This is a genomic window from Chryseobacterium sp. WG23 (assembly GCF_024586575.1).
Taxonomy (GTDB): Bacteria; Bacteroidota; Bacteroidia; order Flavobacteriales; family Weeksellaceae; genus Chryseobacterium.
Genome location: NZ_JALCZE010000012.1, coordinates 1 through 21,023, shown reverse-complemented (window position 1 = coordinate 21,023; position 21,023 = coordinate 1). Strand labels below are relative to the sequence as shown.

At 35.3% G+C, this 21,023-nt stretch carries 21 protein-coding genes; 4 read left to right on the top strand and 17 right to left on the bottom strand.

Annotation, left to right across the window (positions count from 1 at the left end):
* Positions 1 to 71: 71 nt before the first annotated feature.
* Positions 72 to 1,094 (bottom strand): NAD(P)H-dependent glycerol-3-phosphate dehydrogenase, encoded by a 1,023-nt coding sequence (locus MP477_RS17720; protein WP_230038620.1) that lies wholly within the window; start codon positions 1,092 to 1,094, stop codon positions 72 to 74.
* 242 nt (positions 1,095 to 1,336) lie between these two features.
* Here MP477_RS17720 and MP477_RS17715 point away from each other — a divergent pair, with 242 nt between their 5' ends.
* Positions 1,337 to 2,374 (top strand): M23 family metallopeptidase, encoded by a 1,038-nt coding sequence (locus MP477_RS17715; protein ID WP_257191431.1) that lies wholly within the window; start codon positions 1,337 to 1,339, stop codon positions 2,372 to 2,374.
* Positions 2,375 to 2,527: 153 nt separating this feature from the next.
* On the opposite strand, the gene MP477_RS17710 is transcribed toward MP477_RS17715, so the two are convergent.
* The 5 genes from MP477_RS17710 to MP477_RS17690 form a co-directional block, all read right to left on the bottom strand.
* Complete coding sequence (locus MP477_RS17710) at positions 2,528 to 3,703, bottom strand: MBL fold metallo-hydrolase (protein ID WP_257191430.1); 1,176 nt, start codon at positions 3,701 to 3,703, stop codon at positions 2,528 to 2,530.
* A gap of 18 nt (positions 3,704 to 3,721) precedes the next feature.
* Positions 3,722 to 4,375, bottom strand: a complete 654-nt coding sequence (locus tag MP477_RS17705) for an NAD(P)-dependent oxidoreductase (RefSeq protein WP_257191429.1) — start codon at positions 4,373 to 4,375, stop codon at positions 3,722 to 3,724.
* A 59-nt stretch (positions 4,376 to 4,434) separates the two neighbouring features.
* Entirely contained in the window at positions 4,435 to 4,845 is a 411-nt protein-coding gene (locus tag MP477_RS17700) for an Rrf2 family transcriptional regulator (protein WP_257191428.1), read from the bottom strand.
* Positions 4,846 to 4,911: 66 nt separating this feature from the next.
* A complete protein-coding gene (locus MP477_RS17695) occupies positions 4,912 to 5,862 on the bottom strand; it encodes a hypothetical protein (RefSeq protein ID WP_257191427.1) in 951 nt (316 codons plus the stop codon).
* A 158-nt stretch (positions 5,863 to 6,020) separates the two neighbouring features.
* Positions 6,021 to 6,455, bottom strand: coding sequence for an FKBP-type peptidyl-prolyl cis-trans isomerase (locus tag MP477_RS17690; protein WP_230038608.1), 435 nt, complete (start codon positions 6,453 to 6,455; stop codon positions 6,021 to 6,023).
* A gap of 221 nt (positions 6,456 to 6,676) precedes the next feature.
* Between MP477_RS17690 and MP477_RS17685 the strand changes: the two genes are divergently transcribed.
* On the top strand, positions 6,677 to 7,678 hold the full coding sequence (locus tag MP477_RS17685; RefSeq protein ID WP_257191426.1) for a catalase: 1,002 nt from the start codon (positions 6,677 to 6,679) through the stop codon (positions 7,676 to 7,678).
* A 181-nt stretch (positions 7,679 to 7,859) separates the two neighbouring features.
* Here MP477_RS17685 and MP477_RS17680 read toward each other — a convergent pair whose 3' ends face one another.
* From MP477_RS17680 to MP477_RS17635, 10 genes are all read right to left on the bottom strand, one after another.
* Complete coding sequence (locus tag MP477_RS17680; protein WP_257191425.1) at positions 7,860 to 8,273, bottom strand: nuclear transport factor 2 family protein; 414 nt, start codon at positions 8,271 to 8,273, stop codon at positions 7,860 to 7,862.
* A gap of 3 nt (positions 8,274 to 8,276) precedes the next feature.
* Entirely contained in the window at positions 8,277 to 8,804 is a 528-nt protein-coding gene (locus tag MP477_RS17675; protein ID WP_257191424.1) for a TetR/AcrR family transcriptional regulator, read from the bottom strand.
* Positions 8,805 to 9,174: 370 nt separating this feature from the next.
* Positions 9,175 to 10,218, bottom strand: coding sequence for a TerC/Alx family metal homeostasis membrane protein (locus MP477_RS17670; protein WP_257191423.1), 1,044 nt, complete (start codon positions 10,216 to 10,218; stop codon positions 9,175 to 9,177).
* An 84-nt stretch (positions 10,219 to 10,302) separates the two neighbouring features.
* Positions 10,303 to 10,911, bottom strand: a complete 609-nt coding sequence (locus tag MP477_RS17665; RefSeq protein ID WP_230038601.1) for a TerD family protein — start codon at positions 10,909 to 10,911, stop codon at positions 10,303 to 10,305.
* 73 nt (positions 10,912 to 10,984) lie between these two features.
* Positions 10,985 to 11,932 carry a hypothetical protein gene (locus MP477_RS17660; protein ID WP_257191422.1) on the bottom strand — a complete coding sequence of 316 codons (948 nt, stop codon included), beginning with the start codon at positions 11,930 to 11,932 and terminating at the stop codon, positions 10,985 to 10,987.
* A 16-nt stretch (positions 11,933 to 11,948) separates the two neighbouring features.
* Positions 11,949 to 13,118: a toxic anion resistance protein gene (locus MP477_RS17655; RefSeq protein ID WP_257191421.1), complete on the bottom strand. Its 1,170-nt coding sequence runs from the start codon at positions 13,116 to 13,118 to the stop codon at positions 11,949 to 11,951.
* Positions 13,119 to 13,120: 2 nt separating this feature from the next.
* Positions 13,121 to 13,678, bottom strand: a complete 558-nt coding sequence (locus MP477_RS17650; RefSeq protein WP_257191420.1) for a TerD family protein — start codon at positions 13,676 to 13,678, stop codon at positions 13,121 to 13,123.
* On the bottom strand, positions 13,668 to 14,492 hold the full coding sequence (locus MP477_RS17645) for a phosphoribosyltransferase family protein (RefSeq protein WP_257191419.1): 825 nt from the start codon (positions 14,490 to 14,492) through the stop codon (positions 13,668 to 13,670). Before MP477_RS17645 ends, MP477_RS17650 begins: the two co-directional genes overlap by 11 nt.
* A 7-nt stretch (positions 14,493 to 14,499) precedes the next feature.
* Complete coding sequence (locus tag MP477_RS17640) at positions 14,500 to 15,168, bottom strand: HAD family hydrolase (RefSeq protein ID WP_230038592.1); 669 nt, start codon at positions 15,166 to 15,168, stop codon at positions 14,500 to 14,502.
* A gap of 303 nt (positions 15,169 to 15,471) precedes the next feature.
* A complete protein-coding gene (locus MP477_RS17635) occupies positions 15,472 to 17,007 on the bottom strand; it encodes a SulP family inorganic anion transporter (RefSeq protein ID WP_257191418.1) in 1,536 nt (511 codons plus the stop codon).
* A gap of 582 nt (positions 17,008 to 17,589) precedes the next feature.
* On the opposite strand from MP477_RS17635, the gene MP477_RS17630 reads away from it, so the two are divergent.
* Together MP477_RS17630 and MP477_RS17625 are read left to right on the top strand one after the other, a co-directional pair.
* Positions 17,590 to 18,018 carry a transposase gene (locus tag MP477_RS17630; RefSeq protein WP_230038587.1) on the top strand — a complete coding sequence of 143 codons (429 nt, stop codon included), beginning with the start codon at positions 17,590 to 17,592 and terminating at the stop codon, positions 18,016 to 18,018.
* 11 nt (positions 18,019 to 18,029) lie between these two features.
* Entirely contained in the window at positions 18,030 to 18,368 is a 339-nt protein-coding gene (locus MP477_RS17625; protein WP_230038585.1) for a helix-turn-helix domain-containing protein, read from the top strand.
* Between the two features lie 814 nt (positions 18,369 to 19,182).
* Here the strand turns inward: MP477_RS17625 and MP477_RS17620 are convergent.
* Positions 19,183 to 20,700 (bottom strand): TROVE domain-containing protein, encoded by a 1,518-nt coding sequence (locus MP477_RS17620; RefSeq protein ID WP_257191417.1) that lies wholly within the window; start codon positions 20,698 to 20,700, stop codon positions 19,183 to 19,185.
* Positions 20,701 to 21,023 lie beyond the last annotated feature (323 nt).

Here is a 21,023-nt window from a genome sequence, read left to right as displayed (position 1 = left end):
CCATAAAAAAAACCAAGCTGGGAAGCTTGGATTCAAATATATTAAAACAAGGTTTATGCAACCTTCTTTTTTTAATTCAGTTTCGCTGTCAGTTTTTTGAACTGCTTTTCAGCATTTTTACCTTCATAAAGAATGGCGTACACCGTATCAATAATTGGTAATTTAAGTTTTTTCTGCTTTGCTGTTTTATAGATGGAATCTGCAGCGTAATATCCTTCTGCCACCATATTCATCGACTGTATTGCCGATTTTACGGTATATCCTTTCCCGATAAGGTTTCCTAAGTTTCTGTTTCTTGAAAAGAGTGAATAGGCGGTTACCAAAAGATCTCCCAGATAGGCACTTTCATTCACATCTCTTGGTGCTTCATAAATGGCTTCCAGGAAGGTTTCCATTTCACGGATCGCGTTGGATACAAAAACAGCTGTAAAGTTATCTCCATATCCCAACCCACTTGCTATACCGGCCCCAATGGCAAAAATATTTTTAAGAATAGCACTGTATTCATTTCCTAAAATATCTTTACTGGTTTGAACCTTAATAAAATCTGAACTGAAAATTTCTTTTAATTTTTCAGAAGTTTCATCTTCTACAGTGGCAATCGTAAGATAAGAAAGTCTTTCCATTGCGACTTCTTCTGCATGACATGGTCCTGCAATAACCGCCTGATTTCTGAAACCTATTTTAAATTCATCACGCAGATAATGCGCTACCACATCATTTACTTTAGGAATAATCCCTTTAATAGCCGATATAAAGATTTTTTCTGAATATTCACATGTCATTTTTTCTAATGTATCAGACAGGTAAATGGATGGCGTTGCCAAAACAATAACATCACAGGCAGAAACCAATTCATTGATGTCCGTGGTTAGTTTTAAACTTTTAAGGTTAAAATGAGCTGCTGTAAGATAGGTGGGGTTATGTCCACGAAGCTCAATAGCTCCTTTTACAAACTCACTTCTTACACACCAGTGTACAACTTTACAGTTTTCAACAAGCATTTTTACGATAGCGGTTGCAAAACTTCCGCTTCCTACTACTCCTACAGAAATATCCTTTTTATTCTTTTTTGGATGAGAAGATTCTGACATTATTTTCTTTTTAGCCATAATTGGAATGTGAAATGCAAAGATATTAAAACATAGACGTAACAACGCTTTTGAAACAATGATAAAAGCCGTTTTCTGAAAAAATTAACACTTCAACACAATTAAATATCTAATTAAACGTTAAATACAGAAAATCATGAGTTTTAATTAAAAATAAGTCATAAAGATTAATTTTAATTAAATTTGCAGCTTCAAACCGTTTTAAACTTACTAAGAGAGGAAATATGAAAAATTTTCTAAACAGCAAGAAGAACGTAAACATTCTCCTCGGAGGGCTTTTACTAGTAGTTTTTGCACAAGGGATATGTATTGCCAAGTTATTCTCAGAAAAGGATGACAAAAACTACGAAGTCAACCTTGTAAAAATAAACACTGAAAGGGACAGTGTAGATTATTTGAAAATGAAAACAGATCTTAATCTTGTAGATCAGACTGTTTCACAGCTCAATTCTTTCCTGAAATCTAAAGACATTTCCAACGAAAAACTAATGGTTCTCAGCCAGGACAGCATTTCAAATTCTGTTTATCTCGCCAAACAGGCCAACCGATATAGTCAGTATTTAATGGATCTGCAGAAAAAACTGATGCAGGTTCCCCTGGGAATGCCTACTGACGGATATATTTCATCTAACTTTGGAATTAGAAAAAATCCTATTCCCTATAAAACCGTTTATGCTTCTGTAAAAACAAATGCTGCAACAGAGTCTAAGCCTGTAGTGGCGGCAGCTCCAAAGCCGGAAGTAAAAGCTGAACCTGTAGAAAAAATTATTGAAGTGACAGACAGTTATGGTATTAAAAGAGAGATCAAGGTAATGGTAACTCCAAAAGCCGCTCCAGTTGCTGCTGCAACTCCAGCTCCCACAGCTGCAAAAGCTGTTGCCGGAACCGCTTCTTCTTCTAAGACCATCGCAACTGCTGAAAAAAATAACCCGCCTGCTGAAGCTGATCAGATGCAGTTTCATAAAGGATTAGATATTGCGGTGGCCTATGGTTCTGATGTAAGAGCTGCCGCTGCAGGAACCATCATTTTCTCTGGGCAGAAAGGAGGCTACGGAAACTGCGTTATTGTTTCTCACGGAAATGGATTAGCTACTCTATACGGACATTTATCACAGCTTGTTTCAAAAGTAAATGATAAGGTAAAAGTAGGCCAGGTAATTGCTAAATCCGGAAATTCCGGCCGTTCTACAGGACCTCATCTTCACTATGAAGTACACAAAAACAATACTCCGGTTAATCCGAAGCTGTTTATGAATCTATAAAAATAAAGGCTGTCCGATGGGACAGCCTTTTTCTTGTTATATTCAATTAAAACTTTGTGAGCTATGAAATTGATATTTATTTCATACTAGGTTTTATTGTTTATATCTTCATCTTAAAGGTGCTAAAAGATAGAATCAATAGGCAGATTTTTTTTATTTTAAAATCTTCAGAGTCCCCTTCGGATGGGTAAATGTACCATCAGGTCCTGCAATATTTGAATATATTATACCTTTATTATAATCCTGAATATGGGTTACATTGAAACCCAGGTGTGGTTCATGCCAATATACCATAAAGATATTCTTAGCCACTTCCACTGCAGTATACTGCACCGTATCTTTGGCATCTTTCGAAGGTCCGGCTGTTCCAACGAATGACATGGTTTTGTTATCTTTAAAATCCAGAATGAATTTTGTTGTTCCAAAATCTACCTCCACCTTATTTCCAATTGCCGGATAGGGTGATTTTAAATCCCAGCCCATTTCTCCCGTAAAAACCTTTACGCCCATTTCCAATTCTTCTTTTCCCGGAAGTCCTGTATATTTTTTCACCATAAAATCTACTATGGCAGAACTTGTTTTATTTTCTGTAACTGATTTTTTATAGTTTTCAAGATAACCTTTAACAAAATCCAGAGACTGAGGAGATAGAGACTGTTCTGAAAAATGGGAAGGAATCACCTGCTGAGGTTGTAAAGCTTTCATAGCATCAATCTGTGCAATCCACTGATCAATAGCTTTTACATTCTGAGTATCAGCCATCCAAAGATGTGAGCCCGTAGAAACTGAAATCCCTCCAACCACTGTTTTTAAAGACGGTATCCAAAGAAAACTATGGGCAGGGTCTTCAGAATTCTGTCTGATCTCCATTTTATTTCCTTCAAGATCAGGAATTGCAGTAACGGCTTCCGGAATTATAATTTCTGAGGGAGCATCTCCTTTCATCTGTGGTTTCCAGACAGCCATTTTATCATCTTTTGAAGCGGATATCAAATAAGCAGTCTGAGCTGTTGAAATAATTCTAGCATTGGGAAAGGCTTTTCTGATCACATCCAATCCAAAATAAAAATCGGGGTCACTGTGTGAGATATAAACGGTTTTCAGGTTTTTGCCTGTCGCTTTTATTTCTTTCACCAATTGTTCCGCATATTGCTTCTGAAACTGAGCATCAACAAGCATCGCATCTTTATCTCCATAAATGATTGTTGAGGTAATGGGAAAAATCGCTTTAGATCCGGGATTATACACTTTTATTTTAAGGTTCCCGGCCCACACAAGACTTACGAAACCAAGCATTACTGCCAAGGATAATAATTTCTTTTTAAACATTTTTGTTATTTTTTATAATTAGTAAGCTGCAGTAAAACGTTCACGGATGTGATTATTCTGTTCCAATTCATCTACTAAAACTACGGCTACATCTTCAACAGAAAGGCGACTTCTTCCGTTTTCGTCAAATACCGGAGTTTCCAATGATGTTCTGTACTGTGCAGTTCTTGCTCCTACATTAGCCTGATTCATTTCTACTGCCGGGCTGAAGAAAGTCCAGTCCAATGTATTATTTTCTTTGATCTTGTTCAGATAATCTCTTGCTGCCGTTGCTCCCGGTTTGTATGCTTCCGGGAAATCAGGGGTATCTACAATCTGTACATGGTCTGGTGTGTATAGGCTTCCTGCTCCCCCCACTACGATAAGTCTTTTTACTCCAGCCTGTCCTACTGCTTTTTCAATGTTTACGGAACCATTTAAAAAATCATTGTAAAGGTTTGGATTCGTCCACCCGGCATTGAAAGCACTAATTACAGCGTCACTTCCTTTTAAGGCTTCTGCCAATTCATCTACATTGTTTACGTCAACGCTTTTTGCCGTTACATTCTCTTGTGTTTTTACCTTCGATGCGTCCCTTACTAAAGCTTCTACAGCATATCCTCTTTCAGTTAATTCTGTTACTACGCGTGCTCCTACAAATCCTGTTGCACCTATTACTGCTACTTTTTTCATAATGTTATATTTTAAATTAAATTGTAATAAAATTTGTTACATTTATAGTTAAAAAAATTTTATCTGAACTGATCAGCGAATTCTTTCAATGATTTATCCCCTAAAAAGCTAACTACCAATTGATCTGTTTCTTCAAATAATGTATTTAAATGAACATTGATTTCTTTTCCGACACTACATGCGGGATTGGGATTCTGATTTTTTTTACCTAATACTTCTGTATTTTTTACCGCTTTGTACACTTCAGAAATGCTAATCAGCTCCGCATTCTTTGCCAGCTGGCTCCCTCCTTCTTTTCCCTGTCTGCTCATGATAAGGCCTGCTTCTCTTAGTACACTCATCTCCTTTCGGACAATAACCGGATTTACATTGATACTACCCGCAATCCATTCAGAAGTGAGCCACTCCTGAGGACTTTTCGCCAATAGGGTCATGATATGTACTGCCGTAGCAAATCTTGTATTGTTCATTATAATTACATGGCAAAGATACGACTTTTTTTAACTGTAACAAATTTTATTACAATTATTTTTTTCTTAGAGGATAAGACGATCCAAATCTAACAGAAGATAACTTATATTTTGATTGATCTTTCGGGTAGCAGACTGCATCTGGTTGAGCATCGATGCACGGCTGTGAAGATCATCAGCTCTGTATATACCTCCGTCACTGAAAATCACCGACTGGTCTGCAGCTTCTTTATTACCGTCGAACTGGTAATTGAGCCATATCTCTTTTATATTGGCGATAATAGATTTTGTTTCCATGCTTGAAAACCTTCTTTCCGTGTACATATACCAGATGAAAGGTGGGAAATTTGACGATTCCAGTTTTCCTCTCCATATATCTCTCAGCAGATTTCTCTTATGGATAAATTCCACTTTTTTACCTTTCGGATTAAGTGTTGCCAGTCCAAAACCCGCTCCTAAAGCTCCACCACCAATATCAATTGCATTGCTCCATCCATCACTTTTTATAATACCCCCTGCTATGGAAGCAGCGGCCCCTGTTATAATAGAATACAAAATCATCTTGTTATTTCTGGAATTATTAAGATCATTCACATAATTCTCAATTTGCTCTACCCTTTCTCCTTCACAGTCAAACTCTGCTGCTACGGCATCTAATTCTGTTAATGAAATAGCAATTTTGTTGTTGATTTTTCCTTTTAGCTGTAAAACTTTAAGTTGAGAAGCAATAGAAGAGTCTTTTTTGAGTGCTATAATCTTATACACCTCATCCAAATTATTCAGGGCATTCAGAATCAGAATACTTTGCTCAGAAAGTACATTTTTAAGCTCTTTATTAGCCGTCAGAATGGAATCAGAATTATACGACGGAAGTTTATTAATAAAGTCGTATTTAAATGGTGCCTTACAGTAGCTGTCTTTAAGGGTCAGTATATTCTGCTGAATAGCTTGATTTTTCCTGGAAACACAAGATATCAATAAGCTAAAAATAGCCAAAAGGTAGAATAGATTTTTCATTCATTTATAAATTTGTGCAGTAACTGAACAATCATAATCATGATTAACAGTTGTGAAGCTGTCATCTGTTTCTATGATGATTCATTTATACGAATATAGCACAAATAAAAAAAATTACCTGAATTCAGGTAATTTTTTTAATCTATTTTTAAGAAGGATTATTTGATATCCAGCAATTCAACTTCAAACACAAGCGTACTGTTTGGTCCTATTTCTTTGCTGATTTCCTGATCTCCATAGGCTAAATGCGGAGGGATAATCAATCTCCACTTACTTCCTACAGCCATAAGCTGAAGAGCTTCAGTCCATCCTGAAATTACTCTGTTTAAAGGGAAAGATGCAGGAGTACCTCTTTTTACAGAGCTGTCAAAAACTTTACCTGAAATCGTAGTTCCATGATAATGGCATTTTACAGTAGATTTAGGTCCTGGCTTTGCACCATCCCCTTCAGTAATAATTTCATACTGCAAACCGCTTGGCAATTGTACAACACTTTCTCTTTTACCGTACTCTACCATATATTCCTTACCGTCGTTAAGGTTTTTTTCTGCTAATTCTTTTTTGCGTTTAAATAACAAATCTGCTACTCCCATACTTTAATTTTTTACAAAGATAAGATTTGTTGCCGGAAGTTGGGAATCAGAAACAGGAAGTATTATTAATCAATTACTTAAAAGTATGTATCCTGATCCAGTTACTTTATACCATTCAATATATTCTCTTCGTCCCGTTATCTCAGTAAAATTCAAACATTTGTAATACTCAGTTAACACAATTTCCAAAACTTGGCGTTATAATTGAATTTAAAAACTAAATGCCAAAGCCACTAAAATATAATAAGAAATTTGATGAACTCAATGAAGAGGAAAAGAAGCTTCTGGAGATCAACAAAAAATCGATTGCAGATTTTGTTGAGCAATCCTCTTCTATCAGTGATGTCAATTATGCTACAAGAAATGCTCATGCAAAAACCTATGCTGTAGCGGAAGGAACATTATGGGTTAATCCCAATATTTCTGAATCGCTGCATGCTTTTTTTGATAAAGAGAAATTTGATCTTATCATCAGGTTTTCCAATGCTCAGCTCACCATTAATAATGCTAAAAAAGATATTCCTGCTTACGGAATGGCAGTACAGATTAAAGATGAGAACGGAGGTCTTCTCGCCAATTATCCATTGGTCAATTTTCCATTATTTCCTGTTAATTCTATTTCTACTTTTTTAAAGCTATTTACTGCTATCAACAGATCGTATATGAAAAAATGGAGTGGTCTATTTCCTATACTTGGTCAGGCAGTTAAAATAATCCCTGCAGTTTTATCGGGTTCTTTCTTAAAGAATATGGTAAAGCTTCTGCGCAAGAAAAATGATTTTATTTTGTCTTTTGATTATCACTCAGTAGGAGCCTACCGTCTTGGAGATTATATGATCAAAATAAAATTAAGCCCAAAATCTGTAGATAAGAATATGGGTAAGAATCAAAAAATAAAAGACACCTTAAAAACTTATTTTCAGACTCATGACTTCACAGCTGATGTTTTGATCCAGTTCTGCTATGATTTAAAAGATCAGCCTATCAATAAGCTGAATGTGGAATGGAAAAACTCACCTTATATTAAAATTGGTGAACTGAAGATCAATAAAGATGCTTTGCTTAACGCACAAACCTGCACGAATGAACTCCTTTCATTCAATCCTTTTGAAAGCAAAACTATTTTTCAGCCTGTAGGAAAAATACAAAAACTGCGTGATGAAGCTTATAAAGTTTCTGTACAGACGAGGAGGAAAATTAATAAGCTGCTGCATGGGAAATAAAAGATGAATTATAATTTTGGAAACGTAAGGCCGCTAAATTTTCTGACAAACGTTATACTTTTAGGGCACAAAGATTTATCTTCGATAAAATTTGTTGATATCCATTATATTCATGGCAATATGAGTAGAGATTTTCTTTTGTCTATAAAACAAAAAACTGTCTCAACAACAGTCTTTTACTTTATTTAAACTTTCGATCTTCTTCTTTGATAGCCAGATCATTGATGCTTGCATATCTTTTCTGCATGAGTCCGTTTTCATCAAATTCCCAGTTTTCATTTCCGTACGCTCGGAACCAGTTGCCGTCTTTTGTTTGATATTCATATTCGAAACGAACCGCAATACGGTTATCAGTATGCGCCCAGTATTCTTTCTTGAGCGTATAATGGAGTTCTTTTTCCCATTTCTTACGAAGAAATACAACAATCTCTTCTCTGCCATTGATAAAGGTATCCCTATTTCTCCACTCACTGTCTATAGTATATGCTTTTGATACTTTTTCAGGATCCTGACTGTTCCAGGCATCTTCTGCCATTTGAATTTTTTCCAATGCCGTTTCAAAAGTGAAAGGGGGAAGCGGATGTTTCTGTTCCATTGTTTATGGTATTAAATTGATAACTATTCTTTTTGTTTTCTCAATCAATTCATCAGACTTGAAAAGCTGACTTTCGATGATACTGCTCTCAAAAAGCATATAAATATGGTCTGAAAGCATATCATCCGCCAATAATTCTAAAAAGTAGTTTCTAAGGTCAGCCTTATGCGACTGGATTACACTGAGTATTTTGACATTATCCATTGGAATTTCTGATAAAATATTCAGAAAGCTGCATCCTCTGAAATTTTCCTTCTGATTCATATAGATTAAAAAATCAAAAGCTTTGATGATTTTATATTTTGACTCTTTTTCTTTCGTTAAAAAGTTATGGAGTTCATTGAACCAATATTCATGTCTTACCTTCAGAAATTCCGCACACAAATCTTCTTTTGATTTAAAATACTGATAGAAACTGGCTCTGGCAACTTCTGCTTCGGAAATAATCTGATTAATTCCGGTAGAGTTATAGCCTTGTCCCGCAAACAATTGAAAGGTGGTTTCTATTATTCTTTCTCTTGGAGATTTCATATTGTTTTCTTTTATGAAACAAATGTATGAAAAAAAATAACGAACAGACTGATCTGTCTATTTTATTTTAAAATTTTTCCCTTTGAGAGTTTTGGAAAACGCAAAAGCGCAAAATTTTCACTAATGCCATGTATTAAAGACGCAAGAATTTTTATCCCCGATAAAATTTAAATATCTCTAATAATATGATTCTGAATAAGGTAAATAATTAATAAGTATCCTTGCTGAAAATCTTTGATTTTCTTGTGCCCTAAAAGCAGGAATTATGATTATATTTCTTGCATCATTGTGTTTTCCAACAAAAAAACTTATTAACAAAAAAGCCTCCAGAATTACAATTCCAGAGGCTTTCTTTTTATTTTAATGATGATTATTCTTCTTCTAATTTTTCTTTTTCCGCTACTTCTTTTTCAGGGAATATAATGGATAAAAGAACCGAGATCACCAATACTCCTCCTACAATTCCTAAAGAAACAGGAGATGGAATATGAATCCATGGTGCAATAAGCATTTTAACTCCAATAAATGAAAGGATAATGGCCAGACCATATGGAAGTTTGCTGAACATGTGAATAAAGTTTGCCAGCAGGAAATATAATGATCTAAGCCCTAAAATAGCAAAGATATTTGATGTATAAAGAATGAAAGGGTCATTTGAGATCGCAAAGATCGCCGGAATAGAATCCACGGCAAAAAGAACGTCTGTAAATTCGATAACTCCTACCACTACTAAAAGAGGTGTTGCCATCTTGATCCCATTCTGAATGGTGAAAAATTTGTCACCATCATAATTATCCGAAACTTTCCAGAAGCTTTTGATCAGCCTTGCTCCAGCTGTATTGCTGTAATCTTCATCGTCATCATCAGCTCCGTCGCCCCAGGATTTAATCCCTGCATACACGAGAAACAGTCCGAACAGGGCCATTACTACATTGATCTGTACAGGTTTTCCGAAAACGTTCATTTCAGGAAGGTAAGTAAGGTTAATAAGTCCTACTCCAGCAAAGATAAATATGGCTCTGAATATCAGTGCACCGATAATCCCCCAGAACAGTACTTTATGATGAAGGTATTTCGGAACTTTAAAAAATCCGAAAACAAGGATAAATACGAATAAGTTATCCACAGAAAGGGCTTTTTCAATCCAGTAGGCAGCTTGGTACTGTGTAAATTTCTCTACGGCAATACCATGGCTTTCCGGTGTTCCGTCTGTATTGAAAACCCAATACACGACTCCTGAAAAGATCATGGAAAGTGAGATCCACACAATAGACCAGATGGTGGCTTCTTTGGACGAGACTTCGTGACTCTTTTTATTGAATACTCCTAAATCCAGGAGCAGCATGATAACAACCGTTATCGCAAATCCCCAGACCAGGCCAGGGTGCAGTTCTAAAATACTTTGATGTTCCACTTGTATATGTTATTATATGATAAAAGCAATAAGTGTACAAGGTACAAATATTGCTATTTTATTTATCTGTTGATTGATAATTGATTATAAGTAATTCAGCTGTACAGTCTGAATGGTCTGTTCCAGTTTTCTATCTGCTGTAGGGTCTCCGATAGCATTGAACTTCCATTCTCCGTTTCTCTTATAGAATACTCCCATTACCATAGCCACATGTCCTTTGAAAGAAGCGTCGTTTGCAATATCATATTTAGCAAAAACTTCTCTTACGTTGGTAGGAGATCCCTCATAAATACGGATAGAAGCAAAAGGAATTGTTCCGAAATCCTGGCCTTGGTAGCTATTTAAAACCATTGCAACATGTTCGATATTGGGTTCCAATTGGCTGAAATCTACAGTAATGACTTCGTTGTCCAATCCGTCATCGCCATTGATATCACCTGTAAGATCATCTCCACTGTGTTTTACAGCTCCGTTTCTGGATTTCAGGTTTCCGAAATAAATTACTTCCGTTACATTTTTATTTGAATCATATAAAATACAGCTTCCGTCTAAGTCTACTGCTTCTTTTTTAGTTCCAAAAAGGCCTTTTTTTTCAATTGCTCCCCAGTTGATTCCTACACAAGCTTGGGAAAGTTCAGCGCCGTTTTCTTTTTTAAGGTTTATTCTTTGACCTTTTTGTAAGTTGATAGCCATCTTTGTATGTTTAGTTGTTATTTACTTTTTTTGTGAAAGAGCAGATTTGCTTTTTCACTTTTCAAATTTCGTATCAGTTATTATTCAAATTCAAATTAAGCATTGCCCGCAGGATATTTGTTTCTTCATCGAAATCAAATATTTTGCTCATAATATCTATATTTTCCAGGTTTTTTAAATAGTCTTTCAAAACACTTTCCACCTCTGTGGGTATACTGCGTTTTCTTTCGTTCATAGTATTTTCCAGGTATTCATTTTTCCTTTTCAGCTGATCTATAATAGTTCCCTGATTCGACTGATTTTCAGAAATATCGAGCTGATCCAGTTTTTTATCAAAAAGATAAAGTTTCTTCTCGTCTACACTGAAAATAAAATAATCATCAGACTGAAAGATCTTAAAAAGTTCATACTCATGAATTCCCATAAGGTAACCACAAACAAAACGGACTTTAAATCCCTGTATATTAAGCCTTCCCAAAAGTTTTCTTTCAATAGAATAGTCCAGGTACTTATAACCAGGAAAAGAATCGGCCTTGAGCAGAGATTCGTCTGCTTCGGTCCTGTAAAACTCCTGAGCATATTTCTTGTGGAAATACAGTACATTATCCCAATTGGCTGTAAAAACATCTTCTGTAAGATCTTTATACAGTGTTTTCAAATGTTGAGAAAATACACCACTGTACATTTTCCTGTCCGTCTGAAAACTGTCTACTCTTCTTTCTTCAAAACCTGAAATATATTTTTTATTAATACCAATTTCATTAATGACAGTCAGCATATCATTTTCCTTCTGTCTTTTGATCTTGGTGAGCAATTCTATAAGGCTGTCGGTATATTGAAGGTGAAAAAGTTCCAGCTTGCTATAATCCAAAGCAGTATTCTCCTGGAACAGATTGTGGATAATATCTGTTTTGATGTAAATGGATATTATGTCAATATGTTCAAAAAAATTAGCCAGAAGTTTAAGCTTTGTTAACCTTCTTTTGCTTTGCGACAATATGGTTGCTGCATCATCCCCCACCTTGGTACCCTGTTAATTAACCTCTGACATTAGCTTTTAATTCATGCTCCAATGTCTGAAGATCCTGATCCAGTTTTCTTCGGTTATCAGCACCTTGCTTCTGGATCTGTTTCACTTCATTCAGTGTATTGATAAGCATTGAAGTTGTTTCTCTCAATGTTTCTACAGATACAATTGTCTGTTCATTGGCTCTGGCTACATTCACTGAATTCTGACCAAGACGTTCTGCATTCTTTTTTAAGATAGCCTCAGTAGTGGAAGATACTTTCTGCTGAATTTCAATATTCTGCTGCTGTCTGTACATGGCAACAGCCAGAGAAAGCTGATTTTTCCATACCGGAAGTGTAGTGGTAAGAATTGTTTGTGCTTTTTCAGCAATAGAAACATTATTATTCTGTACTAATCTAATCTGTGGCAGCGACTGCATCATGATGACACGTACTACCTTAAGATCAGCCATTCTTCTGTCTAATCTGGCAATAAAATCTCTTTTATCTGCAATCTGATAGTCCTGATAGCTTTCAGGGCTCGCTTCCATCAAGGCTAGTTCTCCTGCAGCTCTTTCCATTCTTACATTTCCTGCAATTACCAGCTCTTCAATTTGCTTAATAGAGTTTACATTGCTTTCAAAAATAGTCTGCAAAACAGCATTATCTTTTGTAGAAGTAATAATCCCCGCATTTACTTTATAAGAGATCTGTTCAATATTGTTGATGATCTTATCGTATTTCGTAAATAAGTTTTCCACCTGAGTCATGATCTTTTTCATGAAAGGCAGTTTGCTAAGGAAACTCTTTACTTTATTTCCGTTAAGCTCTTCTACGTCTACATAATTAAGCTCTACCAAAAGATCATTGATAAGTACCCCTACTTCTCCGGAGTTTGATCTTCTTACATTTCCTAAGAAACTGTCACTCTGGTTCGATAATGTTTTCTGAAGCTCTGCTCCAAAATTCACAATAGATCCCGGATTAGCTTCGTCAATGGAGTTGGCAAGAAGTTCATACTTCTGACGTTCCTCCGGCTGTAACTGACTAAGGCTTACATTTCCTTCCCTGTCTACAAGAACTGCCGGTGCTGCATTTTGAACAGGCTGACTTGGTGGAGTCATTGGCGTAGGCTCAAATGTTTTAAGAGGTTCAATTGATCCTAGCGGATCTATGGGTTGATTTTCCTGATTATCCATACTTATTTCTGATAAATTGATACAAACTTCTCAAGGCCGTCTCTTTGTCCTGCTCCTACAGCCTCAAATTTCCATTCTCCGTTTCTGTTGTAGATTCTTCCGAATTCTACAGCGGTTTCGATTGAGAAATCTTCATCCAATTCATATTTTAAGATCTCTTCATTCGTATCTGTATTGAAAATTCTAATGAAAGAATTTCTTACCTGTCCAAAGTTCTGCTTTCTGGTATCAGCATCGTGAATAGTGACTACTACTGTAATCTCCTGAATCGCAGGATCAATTTTTGTAAGATCGATTTTAATCTGCTCATCATCACCTGAACCTTCTCCTGTAAGGTTATCTCCAGTGTGAATTACTGATTTATCCGGAGATTCAAGGTTGTTATAAAAAATAAAGTGACTGTCTGACACTAATTTTTTGTCTTCGCCCAATAAAAATAATGAAGCGTCAAGGTCAAATGCTGTTCCTGTAGAAGTATTATTGATATCCCATCCTAAACCTACAGTAAATTTAGGTGCGTTAATATTTTCTCTTTGTCCTTTTTGTAAGTTAATAGCCATAATATAGTTCCGTTTGTGTTAAAGTATTGATGTTATTTTCGTATTCTTTTATTAAATGATAATTGTTACTGATGGCCAGCTCTAAAAGAAGGTCCATCTGTTCTTTTTTTACTTTAGACGTAAGATAATCAAAATTACTTGAATTAAGGCCTAAAATATATTTTACAATCCTTGTATTGAATTCAAAACTTGATTTCCCCATCACTTCTGCAATATGCTGTACATTTTGTACTGCATAGTAATTGAAATAATTTTCAATCTTAGGATCAAGGTCAAAATTCATCAGCTCAGCATAATACAGGAATATAAAATCGGCTTCCACCTTATATTCATTCAGAATTCTGTTCACTGTATATTCATGGCTTCCTGTAATTTTTATATCGTCTATAAAAATACAAAGTTTTCCTCTTAAAAAATCTTTATCTATATAATAAGTATCATTGGCAATCAGATTTTTACGATCTTCAAAATTAAGATTCCCATAATCTGTAATATAGGTATGGTTCCTGTTGATCTTAGACAAAACACTTGATTTTTTTCCTTTTTGAAAAAGATAAAAATCCAGGTATTTTTTAAAGAAGAAACATAAAAAATTGGAAGCGGTAGGAATTGCCATATAGGGGCTTGGCAGTACCACAATTTCTTTATCTGTATCTAAAATCTCCTTATTCTGAGAGATAAACCCATCAAATAATTCTTTTGCAAATTTTTCTGCATACGACTTATCGCCATATTTGAAATAGCTGTATTCTGCCGGTGAGAAAGTAAACTCATCTGCGGAATGAATGTGGTGTAAGCTGTATCTTGTACTCATGTTTATTTTAGTGTTTAAGTAAATGTGCACTGAAACCGAAGTCTTTCGCTCCTTTGTAATCTGCTACAGGATTGTCTCCAATATGCAGAATCTGATGCATCGGAATATCCTGATCGTTAATCTTGTTTTTCACTTCCTGAAAAACAAGTGGGTTCGGCTTAGAAAAGTTTATCTCATCGGAGTAGATATGAAAATCTATATACTGATCCAGATTTTCATGAATCAGAAATTTTCTCATCGTTTTCCCTTTGATAAATCCGGTGTTGCTTAGAATATTAATAGTTTTACCCTGATTTTTGATATCGTCAAAAAAATCATGGATATTTTCAAAAATAATTACCGGTTTGTATTCTAAAAAAAGCTCTTCACTTTTAAGATAAAATTCGTTCAGTTTTTCTTTATTTAAAAGCTTTACATCAACATCCAATGCTCCCAAGATCATTAGATAGATTTCAAAGGTATCGATATTCCCTCCTGTTACTTCATTAATTGTATTACAAAGATCATCGTAATATTTTACAGTTTTGGCAACATCCTCTATGGGTTTGCTGACATTAAAAAACGAGGAGAAGAGCTCAACTCTTTTTGTTTTAAATTCAGGATGAGATTTGATTAATGTGAGCCACAGGTCAAAGGAAAAATGACAGTGGTTATGAATGTCGATATCTGTTTTCAATATGTTTTAGTTAAAAGTTTTATTTAGCTTTTTTGAAAAAGATTTAAATTTTATTAATCATCAACAAGTGTTTGGTTTTCTACTTATTTCCAAAGATAAAATATTTATCATAAATGCATTACTTTAGTTCCCTGTTTTAAGATATTTTATGATTTAAGGAACGAAATCAAAGCAAAAACCAAGGACCATAATTCTATTTTATGGTCCTTGTTTAATTATTTGTGAGAATAGTGAATGGTCAATCGCTGTGTTTGTCAATTTTCACCTGCGCCTATTCACCATTCACTTGCGAAGCAAAATTCACTATTCAGGCATTACTTTATATGTTGGGTCTTCCTGAATATTAACCTCAATCACTGCTTCGGCATTTTTCAGCATTTTACGGCAGTCTTCACTCAGATGGCGAAGATATAAGGTCTTATTTTCCTGTTTATATCGTTTTGACAGCTTATCAAGAGCATCAAGAGCGCTCATATCTACAACCCTGCTTTCTTTGAAATCTATGATCACCTCATCAGGATCATTCATTGGATCAAATTTATCTGCAAACGCCGTGGCAGAACCAAAAAATAATGGACCGTATATTTCATAGTGTTTTATTCCGTTTTCATCTGTATATTTCTTTGCCCGTATTCTTTTAGCATTATCCCAGGCAAAAACCAGGGCTGAAATAATAACTCCCACCAAAACTGCCAGTGCTAGATTATGCAGGATGACGGTTATCAGAGCCACGGTAATTCCTACCACAATATCCGATTTCGGCATTTTATTAATAATTCTGATAGAAACCCACTGAAAAGTACTTATGGCAACCATCATCATCACTCCCACCAATGCAGCCATAGGAATTTTCTCAATAACAGGAGCTCCAAACAGAATGATCATCAGAATCATCACAGAGGCAATAATCCCTGATAATCTGGCTCTTGATCCTGCATTAAGATTCACCAGTGTTTGCGCCACCATTGCACAGCCTCCCATTCCACCAAAAAAGCCATTGGTCATATTGGCAAGACCCTGCGCAACAGATTCTTTGTTAGCATTTCCTTTTGAATTTGTAATTTCATCTACCATAGACAATGTCAGCAGTGATTCTATCAGCCCTACTCCGGCCATAATAAGGGCATAAGGAAAAATAATCTGTAAAGTTTCTAAAGAGAAAGGAATTTGTGGAATATGAAAACTGGGAAGACTTCCACTTATGTGTGCAATATCAGCCACAGTTTTTGTCGGAATATTAAAGCCAAGAACCACTGCAAAAACTACTATAATAGCTACCAAAGAAGCGGGCACAACTTTTGTGACCTTTGGAAAAAAATATACTATGGCAATCGTTAAGGCAGTCAATCCTCCCATACTATATAAAGGAAGTCCCTGAAGCCAGCTGACAGCTCCATTAGTCCCTGTAATTTTAAACTGCTCAACCTGTGCCATAAAGATAATAATAGCCAACCCGTTCAGAAATCCGTACATAACGGGTTGTGGAATGAGCCTGACAAATTTTCCCAGCTTAAAGATACCTACCAACATCTGAAATATCCCTGCCAATACTACGGTTGCAAAAAGATATTCTATCCCATGAGATTGGATCAATGCAATCAAAACAACAATGGTAGCTCCGGCTCCTCCTGACACCATTCCGGGACGTCCCCCTAAAACAGCGGTCACCAGTCCCATTATAAAAGCTGCATACAGACCTGTAAGTGGAGAAAGACCCGCCAGAATAGCAAATGAAAGAGATTCCGGAATCATGGTCATGGCTACGGTAAAGCCTGCCAGCAATTCATTTTTATAATTTATTTTCTTCGAAAAATCGAATAAACTTATGGTATTTTTCATTGATTGGCAAAGGTATGTACTTGTACAATAGTATACAATTGTTTTACTTTATCTTTCTTCCGATCTTTTTAAAAAATTCACATTACTGTTATACAATATGTTAATTTTAATTAAAATTTTACTATAAATAAACTTTTTTACACTTCTTATTCTGCTTACTTCCAATTTTTGTTTAAATTTGAAAACAATTAAGCAATTTATTTACCATTGATGGGGAATATTTACGTAAAGTTTTCGTTACTAAAAAACACATAGTCCCTGGTAAATAACTACTTAAACAGATAGATTGCATGAAGAAACTTTAATAGGTTATATATTATTTACACAAATGGTAGAAAAAAGAGGTTTGAAAGAGAAGAGAGTTGATCAACCAAATGAAAATAAGGAATATATTCTAAGATCAATTAAAGTGGCAGTGCCTCCATTCTTTTAAGATATTAACTCATCTTGAACATCTTTTGGAGTATGATACTCCAATATTCTGTTGACTTCAAATTCAAGCCAATCCACTCGGTTCTATTTTAATATATACTACCTATTTTTTTCAATGCATAAGTTTAATCAAGATAATATTCAATAAAAATGTTATATAAAGAGATCCATATAGGAAAGTTTATTAAAGAGAGAGTTGATGAAAATGAAATACCTATTGAGAGAATATGCAAGTTTTTGGGAAAGGATGAAGAGTCTGTTGAAAAGATGTACGAAAAAAAATCACTGGAGGCAGATATTCTTCTACGATGGAGCAAACTATTAGAGTATGATTTTTTCAGACTGTACAGTTCTCATTTAATATTATATGCTCCTCCTTCAGCAGTAAATAAAAACCAGCAGAAATCTGATAAAATTCCTTATTTCAGAAAAAATATTTATACTCAGGAGATTAAAGAATTTATCATGAAAAGAATTCTTTCCGGAGAAATGACCCCAACTGATGTTATTAAAGAATATTCCATTCCTAAAAGCACACTTCACCGATGGCTTCAAAAGGTTGATACTACTAACGGATAAACAGATACAGAATGCGCCCGAATTACAAAAAGATTTACCATGACATGCTTAAACTGGAACATCCTGAGAAGTTACAAGATCCTAAAATCAAAGAACTTCTTGAAAAACTTAACACGTCTGAAGATGTTCTGAAGTTCAATGAAAAATTATTTCAACAGTCCAGAGAAAACCAAAAGCTAAAAACATACGATAAAAAGACAATGCTAAAGCTTCTTCAGTATCAAAAGAAGCACGGGTATTCTACCAGCTATATGTCTAAAAAATATAAAATAAGCAGAACCACGCTCTCAAAATGGAGAATGATGTTTGAGGAAGATCTCGAAAATACAATGAAAAATGCCGGTAAATAATCTACCGGCATTTTTATAAGGTAATGATAAGGAAAAAGCGGGCTGTACGTTAGCCGGAATCGAACCGGATAGCCTTACCGGAGTTACCGATTTCGCTATTCCTCCCATAATTGCGTAACGATGAAATTTTTCCTAACGACACTTATATAATCATTATTACAATAAGGCTGGAAGTGCAAAGACGGACATTGTAGAAAATTATGATACAAAGGGGCCTCACAGCTTCCAGCTTTTCTTTTTATAAAAACAAGGCAATAAGCAAAAAGTGATGTCGTGCTCTAACTCTGAGCTACTCTTCCTACTACACATCGTAATTTTGTGAAAGAGACGGGATTTGAACCCGTGTCCCGATTCCAAAACGACACTTGACTTGAGTATACATTTTTTATAGTCATTGTTCTTTTTTGAGAATAATCAAGGTAATATTCTTAGGATCTGTCGTGCATTTGCTCTACCTTCTGAGCTACCTCTCCTTTTCGGGGGAGAAGGCAGGATTCGAACCTGCGACCCGATGATTAAAATCCGAAGTATGATCCTAAAACGACACTTGATATAATTTGAGCAAGGCAATGATTCAAACAGAGATGTATTAACAAAGTGCTATCTTTACACCATCTGCTTCCACAGAACAGGGCTTGAACCTGTACCTTTGTTACCCCAACGAAGTAACCCTGCTTTACGGCACTTGCTCCTTTACTATTTTTTATAATAATTTCATGGTTATTAATTTCTTGTTACAAATTTATGCAGCTTCTGCGCATTCTTTTTACGCAGTTGTTTTTTATTTATTATCTTTTATTTAAAGCAGTGCCTTTTACAGCACTACCTTTTTTATCATTTCTACTGCAGATTTTTGATCTTCCAAAGCATTCAGCACATCGAAAATTTTATCTGACCAACCCGCAATAAGATATACATCATTTTTTCTGACATCCAGAGGCTGTCTGCCATAACCTGCCAAATCAAAAATATACAGTTTCGCATTGGGAGCCATAGCTTTGTACCTGTTCCAAGAGTCTTCAAAAGAGTTTTTAAAACCATTGCTGTCCCACATTTGGGTATCAGTGAACAGCATTATTTTATCCACTTTTTCATTTCTTTTGATCAGATCTTCGATGACCAGGTAACCATTCGTAGAATAACCTACTTCTCCTTCACGCTTATAGAATTCGTCAACATTTCTTAAAATGCTGTTTTTTGGCATCGGAACACGCACCCAACGGTCACCGAATATACCTGTTACCACATTGTTATACTGAGACTGTAAGATCATAGACATCAGCAACCCAATATCATACAATAAAACTTTACTTTTATTAGACACCGGTTTCTGCATTGAACCTGAAACATCCGCTGCAATGACCACCGAAGTATCAAAGCCAAAGCCTTTAATATTCTTTGCACTTATCATTACTGCATTTTCAAGTGCTTCCAAAAGAGAGGACAGGTATGGAGAACCGGTCCTTTTTAATTCTCTATAAGCTGCCAGGAATCTGAATGGGAGCTGTTTTGAGTTGCGAACCGCTTTTTCATCGGCCAGGTAGCAGCATACTTTATCCATTGCTGCGGATGATACTTCTGCTTCTAAAATATTTCTCAGATTTCGCAAGGTTGCCATATAGCCCAGCTTATTACTGAAGATCAATTCTTCCCATTTGTTTTTGAAGGCCACTTTTCTTTCTTCGTCATTAATGAATTTCTTCTGACCTAAGACAGAAAGTTCAGCTTCCCAAGTATAAGGAGTTTCCAGAGTACCATTTACAATCTTATTGAAAACAGCCTGTTGATTTTCATCTTTAGCTTTTGGGTGAACCAGGAACAACGCGTCTTTCAATGTGATCTCAGCTTTTCTATTGTATTTTGCGAACTGATACTCATCAAATTTGTTGAATGAGTTTGCCAACCCTTTCTGAATCTGTTTTGATAATTTATTCAGTTTTTTTGTTTCTGTTCTTTCATTCGCAAGTTGGTAGTAAGCCAACAGTTCTGTGATTTCATCCGCTCTTTGAACAATGCCCTCTACTGTCCGGCTTACTAAATCCGTACCTGAAGTCTGCTTTGCCAGTTCAGTCGTCAAAACCAATGGTATGGAACGCAGGTACATATCTCTTCTTGCATAGACCGCTAATTTCGCTACGAATTCCGGATCATTTTTTTTAATCAGAGATTGGATTCTTTTCAACCTGTCATTTCCTTTCTCATAGGTTGTATTGGACAGTCCTGTTGTAACAACAGCACTATATAATTCTTCAGCAGGTGTCATCATATATGCTTTTTCACCTTCGTAGTTCATGACTACTTTAGTCTCTTTTCTTAAAAAATTAAATTTCATGATTACTGTTTTTTTGTTAAACATTTGGGAATCTATATCTTCCTCTCTGATTTCTGATGCAAAGTAATCGTAGTATTACGCTGTCATTTTGCGTAGATGTTTTTTTTTGAAAAAATTTTATTTTTAGGTTTTGACTAAAGCCAGATTGGCTGATTTATAAAGTGAACGGACTAAAGTCCGTTCCTATTGATGCAGAAAATAGTGTTTAATGATCACATTATACATTATACATTATACATTATACATTATACATTATACATTATACATTATACATTATACATTATACATTATACATTATACATTATACATTATACATTATACAT

What these genes read in the sequence shown, in the direction of transcription:
- MP477_RS17645 (WP_257191419.1), bottom strand. Translation starts at nt 14,492, where the DNA reads ATGAGTACAAGATACAGCTTACACCACATTCATTCCGCAGATGAGTTT.
- MP477_RS17650 (WP_257191420.1), bottom strand. Translation starts at nt 13,678, where the DNA reads ATGGCTATTAACTTACAAAAAGGACAAAGAGAAAATATTAACGCACCT.
- MP477_RS17675 (WP_257191424.1), bottom strand. Translation starts at nt 8,804, where the DNA reads ATGAAATCTCCAAGAGAAAGAATAATAGAAACCACCTTTCAATTGTTT.
- MP477_RS17680 (WP_257191425.1), bottom strand. Translation starts at nt 8,273, where the DNA reads ATGGAACAGAAACATCCGCTTCCCCCTTTCACTTTTGAAACGGCATTG.
- MP477_RS17620 (WP_257191417.1), bottom strand. Translation starts at nt 20,700, where the DNA reads ATGAAATTTAATTTTTTAAGAAAAGAGACTAAAGTAGTCATGAACTAC.
- MP477_RS17665 (WP_230038601.1), bottom strand. Translation starts at nt 10,911, where the DNA reads ATGGCTATCAACTTACAAAAAGGTCAAAGAATAAACCTTAAAAAAGAA.
- MP477_RS17635 (WP_257191418.1), bottom strand. Translation starts at nt 17,007, where the DNA reads ATGAAAAATACCATAAGTTTATTCGATTTTTCGAAGAAAATAAATTAT.
- MP477_RS17630 (WP_230038587.1), top strand. Translation starts at nt 17,590, where the DNA reads ATGTTATATAAAGAGATCCATATAGGAAAGTTTATTAAAGAGAGAGTT.
- MP477_RS17625 (WP_230038585.1), top strand. Translation starts at nt 18,030, where the DNA reads ATGCGCCCGAATTACAAAAAGATTTACCATGACATGCTTAAACTGGAA.
- MP477_RS17705 (WP_257191429.1), bottom strand. Translation starts at nt 4,375, where the DNA reads ATGAAAAAAGTAGCAGTAATAGGTGCAACAGGATTTGTAGGAGCACGC.
- MP477_RS17695 (WP_257191427.1), bottom strand. Translation starts at nt 5,862, where the DNA reads ATGAAAAATCTATTCTACCTTTTGGCTATTTTTAGCTTATTGATATCT.
- MP477_RS17700 (WP_257191428.1), bottom strand. Translation starts at nt 4,845, where the DNA reads ATGAACAATACAAGATTTGCTACGGCAGTACATATCATGACCCTATTG.
- MP477_RS17655 (WP_257191421.1), bottom strand. Translation starts at nt 13,118, where the DNA reads ATGGATAATCAGGAAAATCAACCCATAGATCCGCTAGGATCAATTGAA.
- MP477_RS17715 (WP_257191431.1), top strand. Translation starts at nt 1,337, where the DNA reads ATGAAAAATTTTCTAAACAGCAAGAAGAACGTAAACATTCTCCTCGGA.
- MP477_RS17690 (WP_230038608.1), bottom strand. Translation starts at nt 6,455, where the DNA reads ATGGGAGTAGCAGATTTGTTATTTAAACGCAAAAAAGAATTAGCAGAA.
- MP477_RS17710 (WP_257191430.1), bottom strand. Translation starts at nt 3,703, where the DNA reads ATGTTTAAAAAGAAATTATTATCCTTGGCAGTAATGCTTGGTTTCGTA.
- MP477_RS17720 (WP_230038620.1), bottom strand. Translation starts at nt 1,094, where the DNA reads ATGTCAGAATCTTCTCATCCAAAAAAGAATAAAAAGGATATTTCTGTA.
- MP477_RS17685 (WP_257191426.1), top strand. Translation starts at nt 6,677, where the DNA reads ATGCCAAAGCCACTAAAATATAATAAGAAATTTGATGAACTCAATGAA.